Origin of the sequence: Rhodopseudomonas pseudopalustris, from assembly GCF_900110435.1 — a bacterium.
In the GTDB taxonomy this organism is placed as follows: Bacteria; Pseudomonadota; Alphaproteobacteria; order Rhizobiales; family Xanthobacteraceae; genus Rhodopseudomonas; species Rhodopseudomonas pseudopalustris.
Genome location: NZ_FODT01000010.1, coordinates 153,891 through 179,930 on the forward strand (window position 1 = coordinate 153,891; position 26,040 = coordinate 179,930).

The 26,040-nt window shown below is 61.4% G+C and carries 22 protein-coding genes and 2 tRNA genes; 18 read left to right on the forward strand and 6 right to left on the reverse strand.

Annotated elements, in window-relative coordinates:
- Positions 1 to 127 precede the first annotated feature (127 nt).
- Positions 128 to 3,103 (forward strand): hybrid sensor histidine kinase/response regulator, encoded by a 2,976-nt coding sequence (locus tag BMY71_RS18870; protein WP_175557717.1) that lies wholly within the window; start codon positions 128 to 130, stop codon positions 3,101 to 3,103.
- Here BMY71_RS18870 and BMY71_RS18875 read toward each other — a convergent pair.
- Both BMY71_RS18875 and BMY71_RS18880 read right to left on the reverse strand, forming a co-directional pair.
- Positions 3,076 to 3,774 carry a response regulator transcription factor gene (locus BMY71_RS18875; RefSeq protein ID WP_092685748.1) on the reverse strand — a complete coding sequence of 233 codons (699 nt, stop codon included), beginning with the start codon at positions 3,772 to 3,774 and terminating at the stop codon, positions 3,076 to 3,078. The two genes, BMY71_RS18870 and BMY71_RS18875, sit on opposite strands and share 28 nt — an antisense overlap.
- 548 nt (positions 3,775 to 4,322) lie before the next feature.
- Entirely contained in the window at positions 4,323 to 5,018 is a 696-nt protein-coding gene (locus tag BMY71_RS18880; protein ID WP_011502925.1) for a Crp/Fnr family transcriptional regulator, read from the reverse strand.
- Between the two features lie 127 nt (positions 5,019 to 5,145).
- Here BMY71_RS18880 and BMY71_RS18885 point away from each other — a divergent pair, with 127 nt between their 5' ends.
- From BMY71_RS18885 to BMY71_RS18900, 5 genes are all read left to right on the forward strand, one after another.
- Entirely contained in the window at positions 5,146 to 7,533 is a 2,388-nt protein-coding gene (locus BMY71_RS18885) for an arylsulfatase (protein WP_092685749.1), read from the forward strand.
- 30 nt (positions 7,534 to 7,563) lie between these two features.
- The gene (locus tag BMY71_RS18890; protein ID WP_092685750.1) at positions 7,564 to 7,926 is read left to right on the forward strand and encodes a DUF3302 domain-containing protein; all 363 of its coding nucleotides are present in this window, start codon (positions 7,564 to 7,566) and stop codon (positions 7,924 to 7,926) included.
- Positions 7,927 to 7,928: 2 nt separating this feature from the next.
- On the forward strand, positions 7,929 to 8,102 hold the full coding sequence (locus tag BMY71_RS25000; RefSeq protein ID WP_175557718.1) for a hypothetical protein: 174 nt from the start codon (positions 7,929 to 7,931) through the stop codon (positions 8,100 to 8,102).
- Positions 8,099 to 9,238: an HlyD family secretion protein gene (locus BMY71_RS18895; protein WP_092685751.1), complete on the forward strand. Its 1,140-nt coding sequence runs from the start codon at positions 8,099 to 8,101 to the stop codon at positions 9,236 to 9,238. The genes BMY71_RS25000 and BMY71_RS18895 overlap by 4 nt, the downstream gene beginning before the upstream one ends.
- Positions 9,239 to 9,377: 139 nt before the next feature.
- The gene (locus tag BMY71_RS18900) at positions 9,378 to 9,605 is read left to right on the forward strand and encodes an aquaporin (RefSeq protein WP_210185066.1); all 228 of its coding nucleotides are present in this window, start codon (positions 9,378 to 9,380) and stop codon (positions 9,603 to 9,605) included.
- A 71-nt stretch (positions 9,606 to 9,676) separates the two neighbouring features.
- Here the strand turns inward: BMY71_RS18900 and BMY71_RS18905 are convergent, their stop codons facing one another.
- The gene (locus tag BMY71_RS18905; protein WP_092685752.1) at positions 9,677 to 11,122 is read right to left on the reverse strand and encodes an MltF family protein; all 1,446 of its coding nucleotides are present in this window, start codon (positions 11,120 to 11,122) and stop codon (positions 9,677 to 9,679) included.
- A gap of 220 nt (positions 11,123 to 11,342) precedes the next feature.
- On the opposite strand from BMY71_RS18905, the gene BMY71_RS18910 reads away from it, so the two are divergent.
- The 6 genes from BMY71_RS18910 (at position 11,343) to BMY71_RS18935 (ending at position 18,804) form a co-directional block, all read left to right on the forward strand.
- Complete coding sequence (locus BMY71_RS18910; protein ID WP_011502931.1) at positions 11,343 to 11,687, forward strand: HdeA/HdeB family chaperone; 345 nt, start codon at positions 11,343 to 11,345, stop codon at positions 11,685 to 11,687.
- Positions 11,688 to 11,888: 201 nt separating this feature from the next.
- Positions 11,889 to 14,258: an arylsulfatase gene (locus BMY71_RS18915; protein ID WP_092685753.1), complete on the forward strand. Its 2,370-nt coding sequence runs from the start codon at positions 11,889 to 11,891 to the stop codon at positions 14,256 to 14,258.
- Between the two features lie 95 nt (positions 14,259 to 14,353).
- Positions 14,354 to 14,809, forward strand: a complete 456-nt coding sequence (locus BMY71_RS18920) for a hypothetical protein (protein ID WP_011502933.1) — start codon at positions 14,354 to 14,356, stop codon at positions 14,807 to 14,809.
- Positions 14,810 to 14,924: 115 nt separating this feature from the next.
- A complete protein-coding gene (locus BMY71_RS18925; RefSeq protein ID WP_092685755.1) occupies positions 14,925 to 15,803 on the forward strand; it encodes an alpha/beta hydrolase family protein in 879 nt (292 codons plus the stop codon).
- Between the two features lie 49 nt (positions 15,804 to 15,852).
- Positions 15,853 to 16,440 (forward strand): invasion associated locus B family protein, encoded by a 588-nt coding sequence (locus BMY71_RS18930; RefSeq protein WP_175557719.1) that lies wholly within the window; start codon positions 15,853 to 15,855, stop codon positions 16,438 to 16,440.
- A gap of 9 nt (positions 16,441 to 16,449) precedes the next feature.
- The gene (locus BMY71_RS18935; protein WP_092685757.1) at positions 16,450 to 18,804 is read left to right on the forward strand and encodes a tetratricopeptide repeat protein; all 2,355 of its coding nucleotides are present in this window, start codon (positions 16,450 to 16,452) and stop codon (positions 18,802 to 18,804) included.
- 376 nt (positions 18,805 to 19,180) lie between these two features.
- Here BMY71_RS18935 and BMY71_RS18940 read toward each other — a convergent pair.
- A tRNA-Glu gene (locus BMY71_RS18940) sits at positions 19,181 to 19,255 on the reverse strand.
- 281 nt (positions 19,256 to 19,536) lie between these two features.
- Between BMY71_RS18940 and BMY71_RS18945 the strand changes: the two genes are divergently transcribed.
- Positions 19,537 to 19,794, forward strand: a complete 258-nt coding sequence (locus tag BMY71_RS18945) for a PilZ domain-containing protein (protein ID WP_011502937.1) — start codon at positions 19,537 to 19,539, stop codon at positions 19,792 to 19,794.
- Between the two features lie 372 nt (positions 19,795 to 20,166).
- Here the strand turns inward: BMY71_RS18945 and BMY71_RS18950 are convergent, their stop codons facing one another.
- A complete protein-coding gene (locus tag BMY71_RS18950; protein ID WP_011502938.1) occupies positions 20,167 to 20,616 on the reverse strand; it encodes a VOC family protein in 450 nt (149 codons plus the stop codon).
- 541 nt (positions 20,617 to 21,157) lie between these two features.
- Between BMY71_RS18950 and BMY71_RS18955 the strand changes: the two genes are divergently transcribed.
- The 4 genes from BMY71_RS18955 (at position 21,158) to BMY71_RS18970 (ending at position 23,732) form a co-directional block, all read left to right on the forward strand.
- Positions 21,158 to 21,919 carry an SIR2 family NAD-dependent protein deacylase gene (locus BMY71_RS18955; RefSeq protein WP_092685758.1) on the forward strand — a complete coding sequence of 254 codons (762 nt, stop codon included), beginning with the start codon at positions 21,158 to 21,160 and terminating at the stop codon, positions 21,917 to 21,919.
- A 224-nt stretch (positions 21,920 to 22,143) separates the two neighbouring features.
- Positions 22,144 to 22,803 (forward strand): cold-shock protein, encoded by a 660-nt coding sequence (locus BMY71_RS18960; protein WP_092685759.1) that lies wholly within the window; start codon positions 22,144 to 22,146, stop codon positions 22,801 to 22,803.
- Positions 22,804 to 23,119: 316 nt separating this feature from the next.
- Entirely contained in the window at positions 23,120 to 23,599 is a 480-nt protein-coding gene (locus BMY71_RS18965; RefSeq protein ID WP_092685777.1) for a DUF192 domain-containing protein, read from the forward strand.
- Positions 23,600 to 23,655: 56 nt separating this feature from the next.
- Positions 23,656 to 23,732 (forward strand) — tRNA-Pro (locus BMY71_RS18970).
- Between the two features lie 59 nt (positions 23,733 to 23,791).
- On the opposite strand, the gene BMY71_RS18975 is transcribed toward BMY71_RS18970, so the two are convergent.
- Positions 23,792 to 25,090, reverse strand: a complete 1,299-nt coding sequence (locus BMY71_RS18975; RefSeq protein ID WP_092685760.1) for an OpgC domain-containing protein — start codon at positions 25,088 to 25,090, stop codon at positions 23,792 to 23,794.
- 265 nt (positions 25,091 to 25,355) lie between these two features.
- Here BMY71_RS18975 and BMY71_RS18980 point away from each other — a divergent pair, with 265 nt between their 5' ends.
- Entirely contained in the window at positions 25,356 to 25,661 is a 306-nt protein-coding gene (locus tag BMY71_RS18980) for an ETC complex I subunit (protein ID WP_092685761.1), read from the forward strand.
- Positions 25,662 to 26,040: the final 379 nt, after the last annotated feature.

A 26,040-nucleotide genomic window follows, 5' to 3' on the forward strand; every position in this document is an offset into this window, starting at 1 on the left:
TGTAAAGACGCCGCTCGTCTCTGCCCGTCATCCCCATCATTGTGAATGCGATTGCATGCCGGCACTTGTGCCGCGGGCGGCTGCGTGTTTCACAGCGACTTGCGTCCTCTTCTCGAATACAGCGCGCATGTCAAAGGCCGCTATTGGCAAAGCCCTGTCTGACCTCCATGCGATGTCGATCATTTCGGAATACGTTCGCGCAGGAGACAAACAGGGGACGCATTTTCTGCGGCCTGAACGCCTGTCGCCCTGGCAAGTGCGTATGATGACTGGCTCGCTACCTGCTTTCGCCGCGCGTCTGCGCAGTGCGGCCATTCATTTGCTGGTGTTCGTCACACTCATCGCAGGATCGTCGTCTTGCAGTCTCGCAGCCGCTGTCGAAGACGGCGTCGATCTGGCGCGCGTCACAGATCATCTGGCGCTGGAACAGTCGCTGTCTATTCTCGAAGATCGCGACGGATATCTCTCCGCCGGAGAAGCGCTCAGGCATTCGGGATGGGTTGCAGCGTCACTGCGAACGCTGACCCAGGGATTCACAAGCTCTGTCTTCTGGCTGCGCGGCGCATTTTATAACGGCAGCGATCAACCGGTTACGCGGTGGCTGTCCGTGGGTGTCGTGCGGCTGGAGGATGTGCGTTATTTCCGCTTCGCCCCCGGCGAGGACAAGCCCTCCGAAACACTGCTCGCGGGCAATCGAACGCCTCTCGACAGCCGTCCGGTCAAAGCGGCACGATCCGTGTTTCCCATCACGCTCGCGCCAGGCGAGCGGACGATCGTCGCCCTCCGTGTGCAAAGCCGTTCTTCTGTCAGTATCGAGGCCAGCCTGTGGAGCCCCGCCAGCTTTCAGGAGGCAGACGCACCCGATCTGCTCATCGAGATGCTGCTCGTCGGATCGATGGGCACCATGGCGCTCTTTAGTCTGGTGCTGGGCCTGGCCCGGCGTGATCGCGTGTTCCTGGCACTCGCGGCCGGAGCTATCGCCGAAGTCATTTACGACTTGGCCTTCCAGGGGTTTCTGTATCGTTTCATCCTGACCGGTGGCGGCGATGTTGTCTTGCGTGCCCCGGGCGTCCTCGGCCTGATTGCCCATGTGCTTCTGTGCACGATGGCAGCGATGTTCATCGGAATCGATCGTATCGCCATTTGGTGGAGAACGCTCTGCACCTTCAGTGCCATCCTGCTGGCAGGCTCTTTGTTCGCCGCGTTTGGCGACTACAGAACCACAGTTTCTATCACGACGGTGCTACAAGTGGTCTACGAAGCCCTATGGATCATCGCAGTGCTGGACAGCTGGCGCCGCGGCTTCGGCAATTCCCGACTGGTTCTGCTTGCAAGCGGCCCCGCAGTCGTCAGGTTCTTCCTGTATCTGGGACATATTCTAGGCATCTGGCCAGCTTCCTGGTCCGTGGGATCAGAGATTACCTGGAACAATCTGTCCATCATGCTTCTGCTCCTTTTCATTGCCATCGGGCGCCTCCGCGAAATCGAGAGCGCCAGAGACAAGGCACAGCAGGATCTGGTGGCCTTTCAGGAACACGAACGCGAGCGTTTGCAGCGCGCGGTCGATGAACGTACCCGTGAACTTCAGACTGCGCTCGTCGCAGCAGGCGAGGCCAATCGCGCCAAGTCGGAGTTTCTTGCAGTGATGAGTCACGAGATCCGCACGCCGATGAACGGAATGCTCGGCGCCATCCATCTGCTCAAATCGATGCCGCTGCAAGGCAAGGTGCGCACCGCCGTGAACGTCGCCGAACGCACCGGCGCCGCAATGCTCGCGACCATCGGCGGCATTCTCGACTTCGCGAAAATCTCCGACAGCAAGCCGGAACCCAGCTACGCCGCGTTCGACCTTCACACGCTGCTTGCTGATGTTGTGGCGATCATGAGCCTGCGCGCGGAGCAGAAGAATATATCGCTGAAACTTGTCGTCGATCAGGTTTTGCCGGCGACCGTGATGGGAGATGCCGATCTCCTCCGTCAGATTTTGCTCAACCTTGTTGGTAACGCCCTGAAATTTACGGAAACGGGCGAGGTCTGCGTGTCCGCTACGCCCGATTCGATCCATGTCGACTGGATCCGGCTGGAGGTCGAAGACACTGGCATCGGTATTCCTCGGGACAGGCTGGACCGGTCGTTCGAGCCCTTCGTACAAGCCGATTCCTCGATCGCCCGACGATTCGGGGGGACCGGCCTCGGCCTGGCGATCTGCCGGCGGCTGACCGAAGCCATGGGAGGCTGCATCACGGCGGATAGCCAACCGGGGCAGGGCAGCAGGTTTCAGGTCCGATTGCCATTACCGCCGACGGATGCAGCCGAGATCGACATCCAGGCTGCTGCACAACAGGGCGATGCCATACGCAAAACCCTCAGCGTTCTCGTCGTCGACGACGACGAGAACAATCGGTTCGTTCTCTCCGGCTTGCTCGATGTGAAGGGGCATCGTGTCCGGGAAGCCGCGGACGGTGTACAGGCGCTGGCGCTACTAATCGAGCAGCCGGTGGACGTGGTACTCGTCGATCTCGAAATGCCGGGCCTGAGCGGAATAGAACTGGTTCGGTACATTCGTGCCCTGGGAGGAAAAGGTGCGACTGTTCCAATCGTTGCCATTACCGCCAATGTCACGGCGGGCGTGGTCGAGCGTTGCGTACAGGCGGGGATGGATGGCTACCTGTCCAAGCCGATCATGCCCGAGGAGCTGCAACGCACGATCGATGCGGTCTGTGCAGGACGACCGCCCGCTCAGTCCGACTCGCAAATGCAGCGGGACGATTTCCTTCCATCCTTGCAGCAGGAGCTTGGAGCTGAGACCGTTGATCGACTCGTCGGGCAAGCCCTGGCGGCGGTGGAACGGAGCACGGCAACGATCGAGGCTTCCATACAGCGCGGGGACCGGCAGGCCGCCCGCCGTGCTGCACATCAGCTGGCCGGCGCGGCGGGGCTTGCCGGACTGATACCCTTGAGCGCGGCCGCTGCAGCGCTGGAAAATCGGCTAGCTCAATCGTCGACAGTGGAGGACACGGACATCCGTACTACGCTTGCGTTGGCGGAGCGCGCTGCCGCAGATCTCCGGGGCATTCATCCCGGACTGGCGCACAAGCGGTAGCCGACGCTGGGTACGGTGACGATCAAACGGGGCATACGCGATGGATCGCCTAGCTTGCGCCGCAGGCTGCTGACAATCACATCCACCATGCGCGACGACGCACTGCTGCTGTCGGACCCAATCGCATCCAGCAGATGCGCACGCGATATCGTACGCCCTTCGGCGATCAGCAGCGCCGCCAGCACATCGAATTCAGCGGGTGTCAGAGGAATGGGCTGCCCTTGCGGATTCGTCAGGACGCGAGCACCGTTATCAAACGACCATCCTTCAAATCGAAGCGGCGAGCTCTTCTCACTCTTCCTGCCCAGCAATAGCATCAGGCTGGCAACGAGTTGTCGCGGGTGGAACGGCTTCACAAGATAGTCGTCGACCCCCAGCTCAGCCGCGACGGTCCGGCTGGCCGCGGAGTTGTCCCGCGTGGTGATGCAGATCGGTATATTCAGCCGAGTCCGCAACTGCCGGAGGAGGGCGAGCCCTTCTTCGTCGGGAAGACCAAGATCGAGCGCGATGGCGTCGATCGGCTGACCTGGCAATCGCAACGCCGCGCGCATTTCGGCCGCAGTAGATGCTACCGTCACCGAGACGCTCTCCTTCTCCAGATACGCCGCCAGAAGCGTCTGGACAAAAGGTTCATCCTCCACAAGGAGGACCGATGGGCGCCGCTCTGCCATGATCAATTTAGCCAGCCTTCATCGAATCGAAGGCCGCCTCTTGTGGCACTCTTTAGGTGTTCCGGTAAAGATCGGCTCCTTGCCCAAATGTCCATAGAACGACCCGGCGAAATCGCAAGTCACGCGAACTGCCGGTTCTCGATCTTCAGACCCAGGGGTTCGAGGACGCCCGCTCAGGATCGCAAGCCTAAATCGCGATAATATTTGGGTTGAATCGTCATCACGCTTGAGCGCGCCCGGCTCCCGGTTCGCAATTTTGCTCGCAATGATGGCAGAATGGCGCGCCGGTCAGAATAGAGCTGCGAACACATATGTCATTGAAATGGCGATATAAATTATCCGTCCATCTTGCAGTGCCCAAGCTTGGAATCCAGTTCGGGGTTATAGATCCCGTCGGTTGGCGCATCCGGAGCCTATTTCCAGTCGTCGACCGCCGTCTCGGCGTGGCCGATCATGCGAGTCAGCGGGAAACCGAGCGCAGTACCGGACTTCAACGCCTCCTGGATGAGGGTGAGCATGGCGTCCTTCCAGGCTAGCCCCTTGCAAGCTTAGTTTTGCAACATCTTTCTCAGTGCAGCCGGGGCAAGAATGCTGACACGGCGATAGGACAGCGCCAGGTGCCCCTCCGCCTCGAGCTTGCGCAGGATGGCGCCTGCCGTGGTCCGTGCGACGTTGGCCATATAGGCGATCTCTTCATGAACGATATCGATCTCGATCGCTTGCCCGCTCGGCGGATCGGCGACGCGACAGTCGCCAAGGCGAAGCAGGACGGCCACGAAGCGCTTGAAATGATCGCGGATCATCAGGTCGTTGGAGCTCCCCATCGAGAGATCGAGATGTTCGATGGTTATGAGGCCAAATAACCGCCAAGCGGCGGGATCGCACCTGACGATTTCGTCCAGCCCATGCAAAGGCAGATGCAGCAGGACTGTCGGCCGGGTCGTAGTGAGGCCGACCCGCCTGGGCTGACGGGTAAAGGCTGATATCTGGCCAAACCAGCTGCCGGGCATCGCCAAATGCCCTGTGTAGGGACCATTTTCCCGAGGAGCGATTGCGATGCCGAGCGCCCCTTTGACCAGCCCATAGAGGCCGCCCGCCTCATCGCCGATCACATAGACCGGCACGCCGGCACCAAATTCCTGCAGCTGGCAGCGCTCGAGCACCGCGCCTCGAAACGCGGCCGGTGTCAGGCTGAGCCAGCCCCGGGTGCTGACGACCTCATAGGCAGCGTCACGGGCCAGCATTTTTCACCTCAAAAGGTCGCCGGTGATCAATCTCAGCCGAATTTTTGTTCCATCCTCCCAGCGAGCCGATTGATCGGGCTCAAACCGAGCGGCGAAAAGACCGCCAGCACATGGACGGAACGCCAAGATGAGACAGCGGCGCAAAACGACATGCAGCCTCGTCGCCAGCGTGGCGCTACTTGCGCTGATGGGGCCGGCCCTCGCGCAACGCATTACCACCGCTGCCGCCGCCGATGGCTCCGTGTTGCCATTTCCGGGCTCGCCGTCGGCCAGCATCGCGGCTCCCCGTTTGCAGGATTCCAAACACGTGCGGCGGGTCGAGCCGAGCCATCTGCGCAAGGATGCGCCGAATGTCCTGATCATCCTGCTGGATGACGTCGGCTTCGGTCAGGCGGCGACCTTCGGCGGCGAGGTCAACACGCCGACGCTGAGCAAGCTCGCCGAGCAGGGCGTGAGCTACAACGCCTTCCACACCACGGCGATCTGCTCGCCGACCCGCGCGGCGCTGTTGACCGGCCGCAACCATCAGCGCGTCGGCAACGGCACCATCGCCGAGCGCGCGGTCGATTGGGACGGCTACACTGGCGTGATCCCGAAAAGCTCCGCCACCATGGCTGAGGTGATGCGGCACTATGGTTACAAGACGGCGGCGATCGGTAAGTGGCACAACACTCCCGCCGACCAGACCACCTCGATGGGCCCGTTCGATCGCTGGCCGACCGGACACGGCTTCGACTACTTCTATGGCTTCCTCGCCGGCGAGACCTCGCAGTGGGAGCCGCGGTTGGTCGAGAACACCAACCAGATCGAGCCGCCGCACAGTGAGACGTATCACTTCAGCGAGGACCTCGCGCAGCGCGGCATCGATTGGCTGCGTCGCCACCAGGCATTCGCTCCCGACAAGCCGTTCCTGCTGTATTGGGCGCCCGGCGCCGGCCACGGGCCGCATCAGATATTCAAGGAATGGGCCGACAAGTACAAAGGCAAGTTCGACAACGGCTGGGATGCCTATCGCGACCGCGTGTTCGCGCGGCAGAAACAGCTCGGCTGGATTCCTGCCGACACCCAGCTGACGCCGCGCACCGCCTCGATGCCGTCCTGGGACAGCATTCCGGAAGCGCAGCGGCCGTTCCAGCGGCGGCTGATGGAAATCTTCGCCGGTTTCGTCGAGCATGTCGACGTGCAGGCGGGCAGGGTGGTGGACGAGCTGGAGCGTCTCGGCATTCGCGACAACACCATCATCATCTACATATTCGGCGACAACGGCGCCAGCGCCGAGGGACAGAACGGCACGATCAGCGAATTGCTGGCGCAGAACGGCATTCCGAACACGGTCGAGCAACAGCTTGCCGCGCTGGACCGGTTGGGCGGGCTCGAAGCGCTCGGTGGTCCGAAGACTGACAGCATGTATCACGCCGGCTGGGCCTGGGCCGGCAACACGCCGTTCCAGCACACCAAGCTGGTCGCCTCGCATTTCGGCGGTACGCGAAATCCGATGGTGATCTCCTGGCCGAAGGGCATCAAGCCGGACAAGACGCCGCGGCCGCAGTTCCACCATGTCAACGACATCGCGCCGACGATCTACGAACTCGTCGGGATCAAGCCGCCGAAAATCGTCGATGGCGTCGCGCAGGATCCGATCGATGGCGTGAGCCTCGCCTATACATTCAACGATCCGAAGGCGTCGCCGCGCAAGACCTCGCAGTACTTCGACAACAATGGCAGCCGGGCGATGTATCAGGACGGATGGATCGCGGCGACCTTCGGTCCGCTGGTGCCGTGGTTGCCCGGCGCGCCCGGCCTCGCCGGATGGGACTCCGCCAAGGACAAGTGGGAATTGTACCGAATTGACAAGGACTTTTCCGAAGCCAACGATCTCGCCGCGAGAGAGCCGCAGCGCTTAGCGAAGTTGCAGAAGGCATTCGACCAACAGGCCAAGGCCAACAAGGTCTATCCGCTCGGCGCCGGCATCTGGCTTCGCCTGCATCCGGAGGACCGGATCAAGACGCCGTATACGCGCTGGCGGTTCGATGCGACCACCACGCGGATGCCGGAATTCACCGCGCCCGGCATCGGCCACGACAACAACACCGTCATCATCGACGCGGAGATCGGCGACAACGCGTCGGGCGTGCTCTATGCGCTCGGTGGCGCGGGCGGCGGAGTCACGCTCTACATGGACCAGGGAGATCTGGTCTACGAATACAACATGATGATCATCGAGCGCTACATCGCACGCTCCGCGACCAAGATCACGCCCGGCAAGCACCGCATCGAGGTGACGACCAGGCTCGAAAGCGCCAAACCGCTTTCGGGAGCGGACGTCGTTGTGAAGGTCGACGGCCAGGAAGTGGGGCGCACCACGGTGAAACGCACGGTGCCCGCCGCCTTCTCCGCCAGCGAGACCTTCGATGTCGGCGTCGATCTCGGCTCGACGGTGTCGACCGACTATTTCGACCGGCGGCCGTTCCGCTTCGACGGCAAGATCGAGAAGGTCGAGGTCAACTTGCAGTAAACTTCAAACGGCCAGCCTTCGGAGGCGACGATGTCATTCACCCTACAGGGCTTCGGGCCGTTCCTTCACTGGCTCACGCTCGTCATTCTCTGCGTGTTGCCCGTCGCAATTGGTGTCGTGCTGTACAAGCTTGGCGGCCTGCCGGGTTCGATCGCTGCGGCGCGGGGGCATCCGGAGGCGGCTGCAATCAATATCTGCGGCTGGATGGGACTTGTCACGCTGGTGCTGTGGCCGGTTGCGATGGTCTGGGCGCACCTGGATCGAGCACCGACAAGAGGCAGCCCATCATCCGACAGCTCCCGGTCCGTCGTCGGCAAGCTGCAACAGGTCTCGCAGCGGCTTGCGGCGATCGAGGCGGAGTTGACCAGAACAACCACAGCGCGGGGAGGCTAGTCGTGCTCTGGGCCATCGCAAGCTCCGCCTTCGTGATCTACCTCTACCGCAAACTTAACGCGGCGCCCGCAGAAGTTGCGGCTCCTGAAAACGCCATCGATATCGAGCTGGACAAAATCAACAGCCGCATCGATGTCCTGGAGGCCATGGGGAAGACGCGGAGGATTGCGCCATGATGATGGCCATCTTCGGCGTCTACATGCTGCTGATCTGGCTGATATTCGCCAAGCTGAAACTTATTCGACTCAGCCTTCCTATCGCACTCGTTCTGGCAGCAGTTGGCCCTGCCTTCGCATTCTTCATTCTGCTGTCGATGAACAACTATCACCCATCGTCAGCCGACGCCCGGGTGTTCCAGCGCATTGTTCAGATCGTCCCGCACATCACGACGCCGGGGCGGGTCGCGGAAATCGTCGCGCAGCCGAATGCGCCGTTGAAGAAGGGAGACGTGATATTCAGAATCGATCCGCAACCATTTCAATTCGAGATCGACCGGCTGCAAGCGGCGCTGGCGGCGGCGCAGCAGAACGTCCCGCAACTTAAATCTTCGTTCGATCAGGCCTCCGCGGGAGTCGAAAAGGCGACCGCGCAGTACAATCTGGCGAAGGCGGATCTGCAGCGGCAGCAGGACTTGTTCAGCAAGCAGGTGGTCGCGCAGGCGGCCCTCGATCGCGCCCAGCGCAATGCCGAAACTGCAGAACAGGTCGTGGCCGAAGCCAGCGCAGCCGAAAATCGGGCCCGGCTCGCCTATCAGTCCAACATCGGCAGCGACAATACGGCGGTGGCGCAGGCACGCCAACAACTCGCGGCTGCAACATATAATCTCGACGAGTCGATCGTTCGCGCGCCATGCGACGGCTATGCGGTCAATTTGCAGCTTGTGCCGGGCGCCATTGTCAGCGCCGCCGCGTCGGTGCTGCCGTTCGTATGCGACCGCGACCAGGCCAATCTGGGCATGGTGGTCGCATCCTTCATGCAGGGACCGTACCTTCAGATCAGGCCCGGCGAATATGCCGAGGTGATATTTCCGATGTATCCCGGCCGTGTTTTTCCCGGGAAAGTGGTCAGCACTATCGACATCGCCAGCGAAGGACAATTGACGGCCACCGGGCTATTTCCGGGCATCGGCAGCCCTGGCAATACGCGGTTTGCCGTCCGTATCCGGCTCGACGACGCAGAAGGTCGGAGATTGCCGGCGGGCATGCAAGGCGACGCAGCGATCTACAGCGGCAGCGTTCAAATCGCTGGCGTCATACGGATGGCGCTAATGCGAATGACCAGCTGGACGAACTATCTCTACTTCACCTCTTGACGAGATCAGCAACGCCGCGGCCCAGCCGTGGTGGAAGGACGAGAGACATAGTGTGAAACTATGATCGCAGGCGCGTCTGCACCGGCTCAAGGGTATTGCGTTCTGTGACTAGAGAACTGCTCAAAGCAAAGGATCGATAGTGAAAAAGCCGGTTGCCGAATTCTTCGGGACATTTGCACTCGTCTTCTTCGGATGCGGTGCCGCGGTCATTGCCGGGATGGGAGCAGGGTCAACTTCTATTGATGTGCTGGGAATTGCGTTTGCGTTCGGGCTCGCCATCGTCGCGATGGCTTACGGAATTGGTCCCGTTTCAGGTTGCCACGTCAACCCGGCCGTGAGTTTTGGAGTGTTGCTCGCGGGTCGATGACAATTGATTTGTTCAGTCCCGCTCGATGCGGGCTTCACGTTTTGGCCGCTCGGAATTGACGGAAGCGTCATTTATTCTTTTGCGGCCTTCTCGCCGGCCGAATAGACCACATAGTACTTATAGATGTTCCCGATATAACCGACGGTCTCTTGGCCGACGATTGCTGCCGCCCCGGTTTCGACGTTCCCAAACCATCTGTTCGGGTCGAGGCCGTGCTTGGTCGCGTAGTCGCGGAATTTGCGAAGATTTCCGGGGCCGGCATTGTAAGCTGCGAGCGCCATCAACACCTGCTCGCGTGGCGCGACACCGGGGTCCTTGATGTAGGTATCAGCAAGAAACCGCAGGTATTTGGAGCCAGCGTGGATGTTGTCTTCCGCGCGACTGACGACGTCGGTGATGGCGATCTGTTTTTCCCGCGCGGTGCTGGGCTTGATTTGCATCACGCCAACCGCGCCGGATGCGTTCCTCATCTTCTGATCGAACCCGGATTCCTGATAGCCCTGGCCCGCCAGTAACATCGGATCGATGTTGTATCGCGTACCAAATTCGCGGAAGGCGAGCAGAAGACCTTTCAATTTCTTGGCCTCTGCGTCAGCCAGCGCGTTCTTGATGGTCTTCGCACTGCGTATGTAACGGAGCCGCAGGTCGTTTCCGAACGCCGTGCCAATCTTGTGTTCGGATACGAAGGCCGCCAGTTCCTTTTGCAGCAGAGGGCTGTTTTTGCGGACGGCCCAAGCCATTTGCCCGCCTTCGGCTACGGTGGCTTCGTCCCTGATTGTGATTCCATTGAGGAGTCCGCTCCAGGCGCGGGCGGTATATCGATCGACAATGGTCCAAGGCAGCAGGCCGCCGCCAACCATTTCGAGAAGGTCTTCGTCCTGCAAATTCTCGTCCGCCGGCACCAGGTCGATCAGCGGGCGCCCGGCTTGTTTTCGCTCCTCGTTCAACGTTTGCAGATGTGAGAAGTAACTGCTGGAGCGTCGAACCGTAACGGTTTGACCGCCCAAATCATCGACCGAATGAATTTCGGGTGCGGTTGGTCCCGTCACCAGCACTTCCTTGATGCCTGTCACCCACGGAGCGGCGAAATCAACGATGGTCTCGCGTTCCGCGGTCACCGTGAGATTGCCGGCGGCAATGTCACCCTTGCCATCGCGCAATTCAGAGAACAGCTTTTCGCGCGGCGTCGGTATGAAGGCGACGTGAATGCGATAGGGCTTCTTGCCATAACGCTTGTTCAGCCAGGTCTCGAATGCCTGCCCGAGTTCGGCTTCGAAACCCAACGCCACGCCCTTGTCGAGAAAGAACGACGTCCTGCTGAAAGGCACTAGAATCCTGACCACGCGCCGCTTCAGCATCTGGTCGAAATCGCCGGGCCAGGCTGCAACACTCGGCAGTCCTATCACCCTGGGCGCGTCTGCCGCAGCGCACGCTGGCGACTGCAAACAAACGGCGAGCGCGGCGAGACCCGTTAACGTCGAAAGCCTTCGTCTGCTTGCGCGCCGGAAAGTCGTCATCTCAGAATCGCTTTCGTTTTGCTGATTTGAATGATCGGGTGTCGATGGGTCCGGTAATAAAATGCCGTCGCGAGCCTGTGGCGATCTGAACCGCATCGTGGAAACGAAAGCTGTTTCTATCACTCGTTTGCAGACGCAATTGTCCGCCGGTGAACAATGTGAGGGAAGCCACTGTGATAGCAAAGATCGACCTGTAATCGGTGGTCTCGGGAGGACGGGCATGAAGATAACGACGTTTGTAATTGGGCTGGGTCTTGGCTCCGCGACGCTTTTCGCGGCTATTTCCGAACTTAGGGCTCAAGTGCCTCTGTCAGCCTATACGGACGCCAAAGGATATATCGACGTGCAGGCGTTGACCTGTGCGCAGCTTGCCGCGACTTTTCAAGAAGACGCCGACATGCTCGCGGCTTGGTACAGCGGTTGGTACAATGGGCTTGCGAAGAAGCATTTCGCCCATATCGAGCGGGTGAAGCCTGGCGAGCATCAGGTGATCCTGTATTGCAAGCAGCATCCCACCGAAAAAGTCATTCACGCCATCGATCTCCTCCTCAAGCAACGGGACTAGATATGGCGTCGGCCAGTCGCGGGACAGAGTCTGGCCAACCAGGTCTGGATCGCTTGGTAGGCCAATAGGCCGCCCGTGAACAATCTCAGGCAAGTGAATTTGCTAAAGCTAGTCGGTGGCCGACCCGTGTCTTTTGACGCGCACGCGTGAACTGACAGGTGTCGAGAAGCGCGATCAAAGATGAAGCGAGGGAGCTGCGACATGGAGTTCTTGCGAAAGACGCTAGCAGGCGCCGTCAGCCTATCGCTGGCGGTAATGTTCTCGCCGATCGTCAATGCCCAGGAAATCCTGCCGTTTCCTCCGGCGCCGTCGGGCTCCGTTGCCGGCCTGACGATCCAGGACTCGGTTTACAGCAAACGCGTCGAACCAAAACGGCTCGCCGATGGTGCACCGAACATTCTGATCATCCTGATGGACGATGTCGGCCCGGCGACGCCGTCGACCTATGGCGGCGAAATCAATACGCCCACGCTTGATCGCGTCGCCAACATGGGTGTTTCTTACAACCGCTTCCACTCCACGGCGATGTGCTCGCCGACGCGTGCGTCACTGCTCACCGGACGCAACCACACCTTCGTCGGAAATGGCCAGATCGCCGCGATTGCCAATGATTTCGACGGGTTCAGCGGGACTATCCCAAAATCATCCGCGACGGTTGCAGAGGTGCTGAAGAACTACGGCTACAATACCGGGGCTTGGGGCAAGTGGCACAACACTCCCGAGGAGCAGATCACTTCAAAAGGTCCCTTTGAATATTGGCCGACCGGTTATGGCTTCGAATATTTCTACGGCTTTCTCGCCGGCGAAGCTTCGCAATATGAACCGACCTTGGTGCGAAACACTACTCAGGTCACCGAAGAGCCGCGAAAAGGCTACCACCTGACTGACGATATCGCGGCTGACGCAATCAAATGGCTGCGCGAACAGAAGGCTTACGCACCGGACAAGCCGTTCTTCATGTACTGGGCGCCAGGTGCTTCGCACGGCCCGCATCAGATCATGAAGGAGTGGGCCGATAAGTATAAAGGCAAGTTCGACGACGGCTGGGACGCTTACCGCGAGCGCGTGTTCAAGCGCGCCAGGGAGAAGGGCTGGATCCCGCAAAATGCTCAATTGACGCCGCGCCCGGAATCGATGGCCTCCTGGGACTCGATCCCCGAGGATGAAAAGCCGTTCCAGCGCCGCCTCATGGAAGTCTTCGCCGGTTTTACCGAGCACGCTGACTACAACGCAGGCCGTGTGATCGATGAGATCCAGCGGCAGGGCAGACTCGACAATACGTTGATCTTCTACATCTGGGGCGACAACGGCTCCTCGGCAGAGGGTCTCAACGGCACCATCAGCGAGCAACTGGCACAGAACGGCATTCCTACCAAGATTTCGCAACACCTCGAGGCGTTGAAGGAGCTTGGCGGGCTTGAAGCACTGGGTGGTCCAAAGACCGACAATATGTACCACGCGGCGTGGGCCTGGGCCGGAAGCACGCCCTATAAGTCGACCAAACTCGTCGGAGCACATTTCGGAGGCACACGCCAACCGATGGCGGTTGCATGGCCGAAGGGCATCAAGCCGGACCCGACCCCTCGACCCCAATTCCATCATGTGATCGACATCGTCCCAACTATCTACGATCAGCTCAAGATCACTCCGCCCCGCGTGGTCAATGGATTCGAGCAAGATCCGATCCACGGCGTGAGCATGAGCTATACGCTCGCCGACGCCACGGCGCCGGGGCGACGGAAGACGCAGTTCTTCGACATCATGGCGAGCCGCGGAATCTATCATGACGGCTGGTTCGCAAGCGCCCCCGGACCGCGCGAGCCTTGGGTAGGCGGGATACCCAAGGGCATTCGGGAATGGTCGCCTCTGACCGACAAATGGGAGCTTTACAATCTCGACAAAGACTGGAGCCAGGCCAACGATCTTGCTGCCGCCGAACCGCAAAAACTGGCGGAGATGAAGTCGTTGTTTCTGATCGAATCCACCAAGAACAAGAACCTGCCGATTGGTGGCGGTCTGTGGTCCACGGCGCTGTACCATCCGGAAGATGCTCCGGCCTCAAATCTCACCGAATGGACGTTCGATGGTCCGATGATGCGGATGCCGGAATCCGCCGCGCCCAAACTCGGCAAGGTGGACAGCCTTGTCAGCATGGAGGTGGACCTGCCAGCGAACCCGAACGGCGTGCTCTATGCGCTGGCCGGATTCTCCGGCGGCGTCACATGCTACGTCAAAGACGGCATTCTCAGCTACGAGTTCAACCTGTTCGAGATCACGCGCACCAAGATCAGGGCGAAGGAAAAGCTGGCCGCCGGCAAGGCGAAGATCGAGGTCGAGTCGAAACTCGTCGACAAAATCGGCGGGGCGATGAACGTCACGCTGAAGGTCAACGGGAAGGCGGTAGCGCAGGGCCAAGTGCCAGCGGCGATGTCACTTCACTTCACGTCGAATGCCACCTTCGACATCGGTAGCGATCTCGATTCGCCGGTGTCGCTCGACTATTTCGACAAGGCACCGTTTGCCTTCAACGGCACGATCGGAACGACGAAGGTCACCTATTTGAAGAAGTAGCAGCGAACCGTCGGACCTTGAAGGGTGGGGCGGAGACATTTCGAGCCGTACCGGCAAAATGTTCAGCTGGTCGTTTGCACAGTGGAGGAAGAACGATGCCGAAGCGATATAGGATATTGGTCGGATTTGCGTTTGGAGCAGCGCTGCTGACGGGGGCGGCCGATCCAAGCGCTGCGTTGCCGGCCGTCACCAACGGCGCGGTTCTGACCCAGGATCGTTCTGATGGCGTTATTGTCGTACGTGCGGGAGGAAAGAACCGGAACGTCAACGTCAATCGAAACGTCAACCGAAATACCAACATCAACCGGAACGTGAACCGCAATGCCAATGTCAATGTGCGGAAGAACACCAACGTCAATGTCAACGTGCGTCGGCCCGTGCGCGTCTGGGCGCCTCGTCCGTACTATGGGACGATCGTCGCAGGCGTTGCCCTAGGAACGGTCATCTATGTCGCGGCTGCGGGCACGCCGCCAGCGGCGCCGTCGTCGACGCTGTGCTGGTATTGGACCGACCCCGCGATGACGGGCGGATACTGGGACTACTGCCGCTGAGCGGCGACAGTCCCAAGCTGAAAGCAACGAGCATTTCCTCACGACTGAAGCGACCGCCAGCCTGGCTGACGGTCGCAAACCGTTCCGTGGTGATGCTGATGAAACTGGAGTCAAAATGGTTCGTCGCATCCTGTTGCTGATCTTGGGGATATTCCTCACCAACGTCGCCGCTGCGAATGCGGCCGACGTCATCGATCGGATTCAGGTTGATGAAAAGCTGATCCTGCTATCGTCGCCGCTTCCCGTGCTTGCCTACGTTTTCCGACCTCAAATCGCGGGCCCGCTGCCGCTCGTGGTGATGAATCATGGTGAGTCGCTCGATGCGACCGAGCGCAGCTTTTTTCCGCTGGTCGAGTTTCGTGCCGCGGCGCTGTGGTTCGCACAGCGTGGCAACATGGTCGTGGTGCCGATCCGGCCTGGGTTCTCGCGCACCGCGATCGAACTGCCCGAGCGCGGTCTGTTCGGGTTGTATTTCGGAGAGGTCGGCGATTGCTCGAGCCCCAATTTTCGTGATCCCGGCATTGCGATCGCAACAATCAACCAGTGGGTGATCGATCACATGATTGCCCAGAAGGAGGTGTTGCCGAAGGGTGTCGTGGTGGTCGGACAGTCCGGCGGCGGCTGGGGCGCGATGGCGCTGTCGAGTCTGAAGTCGACCTCCATCCGAGCCATCATCACCTTCGCGGCCGGCCGCGGCGGGCATCTCGACGGCAAGCCCAACAACAATTGCGCGCCGGATCGCCTGGTGGCTGCGACCGGACAGTTCGGCAGCACCGCGAAAATTCCGATGCTGTCGATCTACGTGCAGAATGATTCCTTCTTTGGGCCGGTCCTCTCGAAGCAGATGCTCGATGCCTATCGAGCCGCCGGAGGGGATGCCGAATATCATTTGCTGCCGGCGTTCGGCAATGAAGGCCACTTCTTCCTGCATTCAGCCGATGCGATCCCGATCTGGTCGCCGATTGTCAGCCGCTTCCTCGATCTGCATCCCTAACCGCCGGCGGGAGACCATTATGCGGAATCACACCTCGCGGCGTATCGCCTTGTCGCTGTTCTTCCTGGCCGAGTTCGTTCTCCCGGCAATAGCGGAAGACAAGCGGCCGAGCACCCCTGCGGCAACCGAATCGCCCGTTTCCCTCGTCGAGGCCCGAGGCGAACGCCAACTCAGGCATCTCACCTATTCCGGTTGGCGCAAGCTTTGTTTCCGGCCGTCTCCGGCGGCGGCGATCTGTCGGACGACGATCGCAGGTGTCTCGGAGACCGGCCAGGAGATGTTGCGGATCGACTTGATCGAGGGCGATCCGCAGGGCGGGGCGCGTCTGCAGATATATCTCCCTCCGATGCTGTTTCTGGAAGCCGGCGTGAGGATTGCGATCGATGGAGAAGCCGCGGTTCGTCTCCCGTTTGCCTGGTGCTTCTCCAACACCTGTGTTGCGGCCCATGCCGTGGATGCGGCATTCATCCGCCGGATGAAATCTGGGCGCGAGATCACGCTGAAGGTGGTCGATGCCCGTGTTTCGACGGTGACAACCTCGTTGCCGCTCGATCGGTTCGCAGCGGTCAATCGGGGAGAGCCGACCCTGACGTTTGGCGAGAGTCTCGAAGCCGTGGCGCCACAGAAACAGGAATAGTGCCGCGTCATGTCGGGCCATTCACGATCGCGATCGATCGGGCTGATCGCCGGACTCGCCCTGGCCATCGTGCTGGCCGGAATTTCCGAACGGCTTTTCGCTGAGCCCGTAACCCGACCCGCGCCACCGAACTTCGTCGGCAGCGAAAGCTGCGCCGGTTGCCACCCGGGCCAGGCGGCGCTTTGGCGCAAATCCCAGCACAGCCACGCCATGGCGCATGCGACCGAGACGACAGTGCTCGGTGATTTCAACGATGCGCGTTTCGAGCATTTCGGCGTGCCATCGCGGTTCTTTCGTCGGGATGGCAAGTTCATGGTGGAAACGGACGGGCCGGACGGCAAGCTGACGACGTTCGAGGCGAAGTACACTTTTGGCATCGATCCGCTGCAGCAATATCTGATCGAATTCCCCGACGGTCGCCTGCAGGCGCTGACGATTGCCTGGGACGCACGGCCGAAGGACAAAGGCGGGCAGCGCTGGTTTCATCTCTATCCGGACGAACGCATCGGGCACGACGACGTGCTGCACTGGACCAGGCTGAACCAGAACTGGAATTTCATGTGCGCCGAGTGCCATTCCACCGGCATTCGGAAGAACTACGATGCGAAGGCTGATCGCTTCGCGACGAAATGGGCCGAGATCAGCGTCGGCTGCGAAGCCTGTCATGGCCAGGGCTCAAATCACGTCGCATGGGCGCACGCCCGGCAGAGCGGGTGGCCGTCGGAAAAGTCGCTCGACGATACGATGGGCCTGCTGGTGCGCTATGCCGAGCGCAGCAACATCGGCTGGACGCTCGATCCGAACACCGGAAACTCCGCGCGGAGCGCGCCGCCCGCGATGCTCCGCACCGAAGTCGAGGCTTGTGGACGATGTCACGCTCGGCGCGGCCAGTTGTTTGAGGATTGGGTGCCGGGACACTGGCTGTCCGACAGCCACGTCGTCTCGCCTCTCGGCCGTGGGCTCTATCACGCCGATGGGCAGATGCGCGACGAGGTCTACAACTACGGCTCGTTCAAGCAGAGCAAGATGTATGCTGCCGGCGTCACGTGCAGCGACTGCCACGATCCGCACAGCGGCAAGCCGCGGCACAGTGGAGACAATCTCTGCCTGCAATGTCATTCAGCGGACAAATTCGCCATCGCGTCGCACCATCGCCACGCGGCGGTGGATCCGCCGCTCGGCTGCGCGTCTTGCCACATGCCGGTCCGGACCTATATGGGCGTCGATCGGCGGCATGATCACGGTTTCCGCGTCCCGCGTCCCGATCTGTCCGCGCAGTTGAATACCCCGAATGCCTGCAACGATTGCCACGCCGATCGGACGCCGCAATGGGCCGCCGCGGCAATCGATAGCTGGCACGGACCAAGCCGCAAGGGGTTCCAGACCTTCGCGCCGGCATTGGCCGCGAGCTGGGCAGGCCGCGCCGATTCATCCAAATTGCTGGCTGCGGTGGCGGCCGATCACGCCACCCCCGACATCGTCCGCGCCACGGTTCTGACCGAGCTCAATGCGTACGTATCCGCGGAAACGATGGAGCAGGCGAAGGCCGGTTTGTCGAACCCCGATCCGATGGTGCGGATCGGAGCGCTCGATCTGCTCGAAGGCGGGCCGCCGCTGCAATTGTGGGCGATCGCTTCGCCGCTGCTGTCTGATCCCATTCGCGGCGTTCGCATTCGAGCGGCCTCGCTGCTCGCTTTGGTGCCCGCTGCGCAGCAGCCTGTTGCTGACCGCCCGCGGTTCCAGAGCGCCGCCGAGGAGTTCGTCGCTGCGCAGCGTCTCAACGCGGATCGGCCCGAGGCGCGATCGGCGCTGGGACGCTTCCTGCTGCACCGCGGGCAGATGACTGAGGCCGAGACGGAATACAAAGCGGCCCTGCGCTTCAGCCCAGCCTATGCTCCTGCCGCGGTCAATCTGGCCGATCTGTACCGCCAGGGCGGCCGCGAGCCCGAAGGTGAAAGTGTGTTGCGCACAGCCCTGATAGCCGCACCGCGGGACGCCGAATTGCACCATGTTCTCGGGCTGACCTTGGTGCGGTTGAAACGGTATGACGAAGCGATTGCCGAATTGCGCCAAGCTACCGAGCTTGAGCCCGACCGGGCACGGTTTGCGTATGTCTACGCCGTCGCTCTACACTCCGCGGGCCGCATGGCCGACGCCATCTCCATTCTGAAACAGATCGCCGCCCGGCATCCGCACGACCGCGACACGATGATGGCGGTCATCGCCTTCAGCCGAGACGCGGGAGACATCGACACAGCGCTCGACTACGCCGAGCGTTTGGCCGCCGCCTTTTCGCAGGACGCTGGCCTCGATCGCCTCGTTCGGGAGCTTCGACAACGGCTTCCAAATCCCACCGCACGATGATCGACAGATTGTTCGCAAAATTGGCGTGGACGACTCTGAAGTCGTCCGGCAGAGGGCGCGTGTATACGCGGGCAATCGATCGAGGTTGGCAGGCCCGAAGACATCGCGCTGCGCCTTGACGCCATCCGCCTAGCGGAAACGCCGAATGATCGTCGTCTCGCAGTGAGGCTGGGTACCGCCATTGCGGGCTCGGATGGACGTCTGCCAGTGCCCCTTGGCCCGTTGGCGACCTGACACTCTGAGCTGACGTCATTCGGTCTTCATGTGGCGCAGAAGTTTTCGCGAACGGGTCAGCTGGTTTTCGCACCGCACCAAAATGTTCGCCGATAAAGGCTCAGGTGCAATATTCGCGGTTTTGTTCTGAATGGTGACGAAATGGCGCTCCCTAGCGGAATCGAACCGCTCTCTCCACCGTGAAAGGGTGGCGTCCTAACCGATAGACGAAGGGAGCGAAGCCGCCTGGCTCGCGAACCGGATCGGGGCGCGGGCCTGCGGAAACGCACAGTCGTACGTCGTATTCCCTAACCAGATCAACACATTGCGTTGATTGGCGAGGCCGCTGGCCAACGGTCCAAAGTGTCCCGGGCGGCAGCGGCGGGCGAACGTATAGTGGCGTTTTCCGGGCGCGGCAAGTCCGCTTCGCGAAGAAGCGCGAACACCTCGAAATTTCGATCAAGTTTGCAACGTTTTTTCAACGCCGGAAGGCCTAGACCGAGACGAACGGAGTAAGCCATGGCCAGAGAACGAGACAAGCGGAACCCGCGAAAATCGGTGCGGCAGAGCGGCTGGATCACGCTGGACGGCGGGTTCGCGGCACGGCCTTGCGAGGTCATTGATCTGTCGACCACGGGCGCGAAGCTGACCGTGGCCGAAGCGGCCTCGCTGGGGCCCAAGCTCCGGCTGGCCTTTTCGCGCGACGCCCGGACGGGGCGCAATTGCGAAGTGGTCTGGCGACGCGGCGCGACCGTCGGCGTCAGATTCGTCTGTTGAAGCGGGGTCCCGTCTTCGACGAATCGGTGTCTTCAACCCTGCAACCCTGTCGGGGCGTATGCGCCTCGAACGAGCGGATCTCAAAAGCAATCAAAAGCAAACAGGCCCCGCAAGGCGAGACCTGTTGCTGTTCGAATCAAGTCCTGATCATCGGCCGAAGAACAGCCAAAGCAGGATGATGACCGGAATCGGCACGCCGATCAGCCAGAGAAGTAGTCCTCGTCCCATTTTCAGCCTCCGTTAATTTGCACCAACAACGCCACGCATTGGCGCCGGTTCCGGGAGGCGGATGAGTTTTCAGCGGCGTTTTCGCTGGAACAAAACGCTGGTCGTGGTTCGCGCGATCACCTCGTTATCAAGGCCGCGCGGCGACTACCAATGGCCGGTGTTCGGCATCGAGGCCCACGGCTCTTGCGGCGGGAGCGCATCGCCCTTCTGCAACAGCTCGACCGAATGCAGATCGGGCGAACGCACGAACGCCATCTGGCCGTCGCGCGGCGGGCGATTGATGGTGACGCCGAGCTTCATCAGCTTCTCGCAAGTGGCGTAGATGTCGTCGACCTCATAGGCGAGATGGCCGAAGAAGCGGTCCTCGCCGTAGCTCTCTTCGTCCCAATTGTAGGTCAGCTCGACCAGCGGCGCGCCGCGTCCCTTCGACTGCCTGACCAAATCTTCGTCCTCGGGCGCGCACAGAAACAACAGCGTGAATTTGCCCTTGTCGTTGTCGATGCGGCGAACCTCCTTGAGGCCGAGCGCGCCGCTGAAGAATTGCAGCGCGGCGTCGAGATTGCGGACGCGCAGCATGGTGTGCAGATAACGCATGATTCTGGAGTCTCCGTGAGGCGGGTGGCGGCGATCTTGCGTTGAAAGTGCGGGCTTGAAAAGCGCGGCGCTTGCAGGCGCGACCGGCGCTTGCGATTGCGCTGACGAAGGTCGGGCGAGCCTCGTCGAACGCGTCATGCCTCGCAACGGCACAGACCGCAAACACAGGCAATCAAAACATCGGCTATGAAACCATAGAGGCCCCGGAGCGATGCTCCGGGGCCTCTTGCTTGTCGATGATCGCATGCAGGGGAGCGGCGAACGTGACGAAATTCGTGGAGCGACCCGCTGACGAAAAAGAGCCCCGCCTTGGAGGTCGCGGGGCTCTTTCCGGGGGGAGGTCATCCGTAGAGTGCTTCGACTATCGACGCGGCTTGCCCCTGTTGCAATTCAAAAAAATGTGCGTTGGAATCGCTGCATCGTGAACTCGCGCAGTTTGGCGCGCGACGTTCGTCCAGGGCATATCCGGCGCGCGCGGGGCGGCCTTGCGTCGCAAGCGGCAAATTGCGATGCGTCGGACGTTTTTCGGATTGTTGCAGCCATGATTGCACCCAACCTCCGCAGCGGGGTGGAACAGCTCGGCGACATGATCGCCAACGCATCGGTGATCGTGCCGTTTACCGGCGCCGGGATCTCCACCGAGTCCGGCATTCCGGATTTTCGGTCCCCCAACGGTCTGTGGACCCGAAACCGGCCCATTCCGTTCGACGAATTCGTCGCGCGACAGGATGCGCGCGACGAGGCCTGGCGGCGGCGCTTCGCGATGCAGGACACTTTCGCGGCCGCCCGGCCCGGGCGCGGCCATCGCGCGCTCGCCGCGTTGTACAAGGCCGGCAAGGTCCCCGCGGTGATCACTCAGAACATCGACAATCTGCACCAGACATCGGGCATCGTCGCTAACGATGTGGTCGAGCTGCACGGCAACACCACCTATGCGCGCTGCATCGGTTGCGGCAAACGCCATGAACTCGATTGGGTGCGTCACTGGTTCGAACGGACCGGCTATGCGCCGCATTGCACCTCATGCGACGAGCCGGTGAAGACCGCGACGATCTCGTTCGGCCAGGCGATGCCCACCGGCGAGATGCGCCGCGCCAGCGAACTGGCGCAACATTGCGATCTGTTTCTCGCGATCGGATCGTCGTTGGTGGTGTGGCCCGCGGCGGGATTTCCGATCCTCGCCAAGGAGTCCGGCGCGAAGCTTGTGATCATCAACAACGAGCCGACCGACCAGGACGAGATCGCGGATTTGGTGATCCGTTACGACATCGGCGAAACGCTCGGACCGTTCGTCGGCAACTGAATCCCCGTATGATTCGCAGGTATTCAAGGCTGTTCATAGCTGTCGCATCACGCGCTTTTTTGTCTTTGCGACGGGCATCGGGGTGTTATCTTCGAATCAACAGATTCGCGGCGGCGCAATCCTGATCAGTCACGACCTGATTAGTCATGGAACTGGGGCTCGCGAATTGCTGTCGTCGCTGAAGCGGGGCAGTCAGCATTTTTTGACGTACGGGGTCCGGGGTCATGGGGTCGGACGGTTTTGAGTCCAAGAAGCCAGGCATGCCAGCAGGCGGCGCTGCGGCGTCCGTCGCCGTGGAGTTCGCGCAGCGCGACTTCGCGCAGCGCGATAGCGTCGGCAGCGCCTTCGCCGGGATCGGCGAATCGACCAACCTGGTCGAGATCGGCGGCGTCATCAAATGGTTCGACGCCTCCAAGGGCTATGGCTTCATCGTCCCGGACAACGGCGCGGCGGACGTTCTGCTGCACGTCACCGTGCTACGTCGGGACGGCTACCAGACGGCTTACGAAGGCGCCCGCATCGTCGTCGAATGTGTGCAACGCGCCAAGGGCTACCAGGCCTTCCGCGTCGTCTCGATGGACGAGTCGACTGCGATTCATCCGGCGCAGATGCTGCCGCCGCGCACCCATGTCAGCGTCACGCCGACCAGCGGGCTCGAACGCGCACAGGTGAAATGGTTCAACCGGCTGCGCGGCTTCGGCTTCCTGACCTGCGGCGAGGGCACGCCGGACATCTTCGTGCACATGGAGACGCTGCGCCGCTACGGCATGACCGAACTGCGACCCGGCCAGTATGTGCTGGTGCGGTTCGGGCCGGGCTCCAAGGGCATGATGGCTGCCGAAATCCAGCCGGAGAGCGGCGCTCCCGGATTGTCCTCGCACTAGCGAGGACTGCCGCCGGCGAATCCTGCCGCCGGCGAGTCCAGTCGCGGCGTTTCAGTCGCTTCGACGCGGCATCCGATATCCAGGTCGTGAATCACACTCGGAGCGCGTGCCCGGCCGGTCCGCCATTTCGTCAGGCGACTGGCCATGATCGCCACGCGAGAGATGGCCGAGCCGAAATCCGATGCATCTTTGCAGGATCAGACTCCGGCTTTCCATCGTTTGAGCATGATCCCGTCCGAAAACCGGTGTCCACGTTCCGGGATCATGCGCTAGGGTTGCGCCGGTTTTGAATGAGGCGGACGGACAGGTTGCGTCGATGACGAGCTTTCGAATGGGATACGCCGCGCGGGCGCTGACGGCGCTCACCATCGCGCTCACGCTGTGCGCCTTCGCGGTACGCGGCGCGCAGGCGGCGAAGATGGAAACGCTCGAGATCGTGACCAGGACCGGCGTACACGTCTTCAGCGTCGAGATCGCGACCTCCGAGCAGGAGCGGGAAACCGGCCTGATGTATCGCAAGCAACTGCCCGAAGGGCAGGGGATGCTGTTCGACTTCCGGCCGGAGCAGCAGGTGTCGATGTGGATGAAGAACACCTACATCCCGCTCGATATGATTTTCATCCGCGCCGACGGCCGGATCCTGCGGATCGCCGAGAACACCGAGCCGATGTCGACCCGGATCATCTCGTCAGGCGGGCCTGTGACCGGCGTTCTGGAAGTGATCGGCGGCACCGCGAAAAAGCTCGGCATCGCGGCCGGCGACCGGGTCGGGCACCCGTTGTTCAAGGGCCGCTGAACCGGCCGCTTGCCGGTCCCGGCGTAAGCGTGTATCGACGGCGAACCAACCGGCATCGGGGTATAGCGCAGCCTGGTAGCGCGGCAGTTTTGGGTACTGCAGGTCGTTGGTTCGAATCCAGCTGCCCCGACCATTCCCCAAGCGGCGGGCAGATTTCGCTGCTTGCTTTGATCCGGCTTCAGCTTTCCCGTCTTAATTCTGGCCCGTACCCGCCGAGGGCACCGACTGCGTCCCGGATGGGGCCGGCCCGGCTGGGCCGCCTGCGGCCTGAGTCGTGGTCCGCGCTTCGGGCTCGATGCCGGTCGCAGCGACGGAGGCGGCCGCTGCGATGCCGGCGGGCTGGTCGGGCGCGGCTTTCGCGAGCGCCGGCTTCAGCGGCTTGTCCTGCTTCTTCGACCAGGTGATGTAATAGGCCACCATCGTCATCAGCGCGATGCCCGTGACGCTGACCACGATCTGCGCCAGCAGCGTGCCCCAGCTCAGCATCAGGGCGAAATGCCCGACGAAGGACAGGAACACGCCGACGCAGAACACCGCGAGCGATTGCTGGCCGCATTTGATTAGCGGGTCGAAGATCGGCGATTCCAGCCCCTTCCAGTCCTTCGGAATGAACCTGATCACCAGCACCACGAGCACCGCAAAGTGCAGGAAGCGGTAGGGTGCGAGATTGGTCTTGTCGTTGGGATTGAAGGCGTCGAACAGCCATTCCGGGAACATCTCGCCGAACCCAGGAAACCGGCCCGCCATCGTCATCACCAGCGCGAACACCAGGTAGGTGATGCAGAACCACAGCATATAGCGCGAGTTGATGATGGAGCGCGAGCGCGTGGAGCCGCCGAGCGCGCACCAAGCGCCGAACACGAACAGCAGCTGCCAGCAGAACGGGTTGAAGTACCAGGTGCCGGCCGGATAGGACTGCAGATTCCAGTCGAAATAACGCGCCGTGAAATACAATGCGAAAGACGCGATCATCACCATATCGGGTCGTCGCAGCATCAGCCACAGCACCGGCGGAAACAGGCCCATCAGTACGATGTAGAGCGGCAGCACGTCGAGATTCACCGGCTTGAATTTCAGTAGCAGGCCCTGCCGCAACGTTTCGATCGGGTTGTCGACGAGACCGGCGACGTTGAACTCGTTGATGATGTCGGGATCGCTGAAACGCAGCGCGACATAGCCGATCGCCACGATGTAGATCACGAACAGCACAATGTGGGCGACATAGAGCTGCCACACCCGCTTGGTCAGCCTTGTGCCGCCGACGATGAAGCCGCGCTCCAGCATCATCTTGGCGTAGACGAACGAGGCGGTGTAACCGGAGATGAAGACGAACAGGTCGGCGGCGTCGCTGAAGCCGTAGTTTCGGGTGGTGATCCAGTTCACCACATTGTCGGGGATGTGATCGAGGTAGATCGCCCAGTTAGCCAAGCCGCGGAACAGGTCCAGCCGGAGATCGCGGCCCTTGCCGGGGAGAATGGCCTGAATTTGCATGGAGGCGTTCGTCCGTATCGTTTCTGGAAACCGCTGCCGCCCCCGGGCCTGCTCGATTGTCACGACGCCGGGGACCGAATATACCCAATCAGGAAACCAAACCGCCAAGCGACGGAATCACAAGTGGCCGGGAAACGATCACGAATCACCCAGTTTCGCGAAGCGAAACGTGACGCTTCGAAACGGCCGGCCTCGAAACGTTACACTATGGCCACCGCTTTCACCAAACCGCAGCAATGCCGCACCTGACAGGCCCGAACCTTCGATGACCGCACGGATTTTCAAGCCCGCCAAGAACGCCATGCAATCCGGGATCGCCAAGACGCGGGACTGGCAGCTCGACTACGAGCCCGAGCAGCCGCGCATGATTGAACCGCTGATGGGCTGGACCTCGTCCGGCGACATGCAGCAACAGGTCAGCCTGCGCTTTGAAACTCGCGAGGAAGCGATCGCCTATTGCGAGCGCGAAGGCATCCCGTATCAGGTGCTGGAGCCGAAAACCCCGGTGCGTCGGCGAGCGGCCTATGCCGACAATTTCGCCTTCCGTCGCGGCGAGCCCTGGACGCACTGACCGGACGCACTGCCCGGATCCACTAACCGGACGCATTCCGACCGATCGGCTGGATTCAGCAGCGGCCCGGACGCTGTCCGATCGCAACCACAACCTCTCCGCGCAAGCCGGCGACGCTCCTGGCCTTTATCCGCTAACGCCTTGGTCGGATATAGGCAGGTTAGGGTTGCTTCCCGCGCCGGAGCGATGACACCATACGCGGAACGCTTCCCTTCAGAGGCGAGCCTCAACCGCCGGAAACGCCATGTCCCTTCATTCCAAGATCGATCCGGGCTCAGCCGAGTTCGCGCGCAATGCCGAGACGATGCGCGCGCTGGTCGGAGAGCTGAAGGACAAGCTCGACAACGTCGCCGGAGCCGGCGGCGAGGCCTCTCGCGCC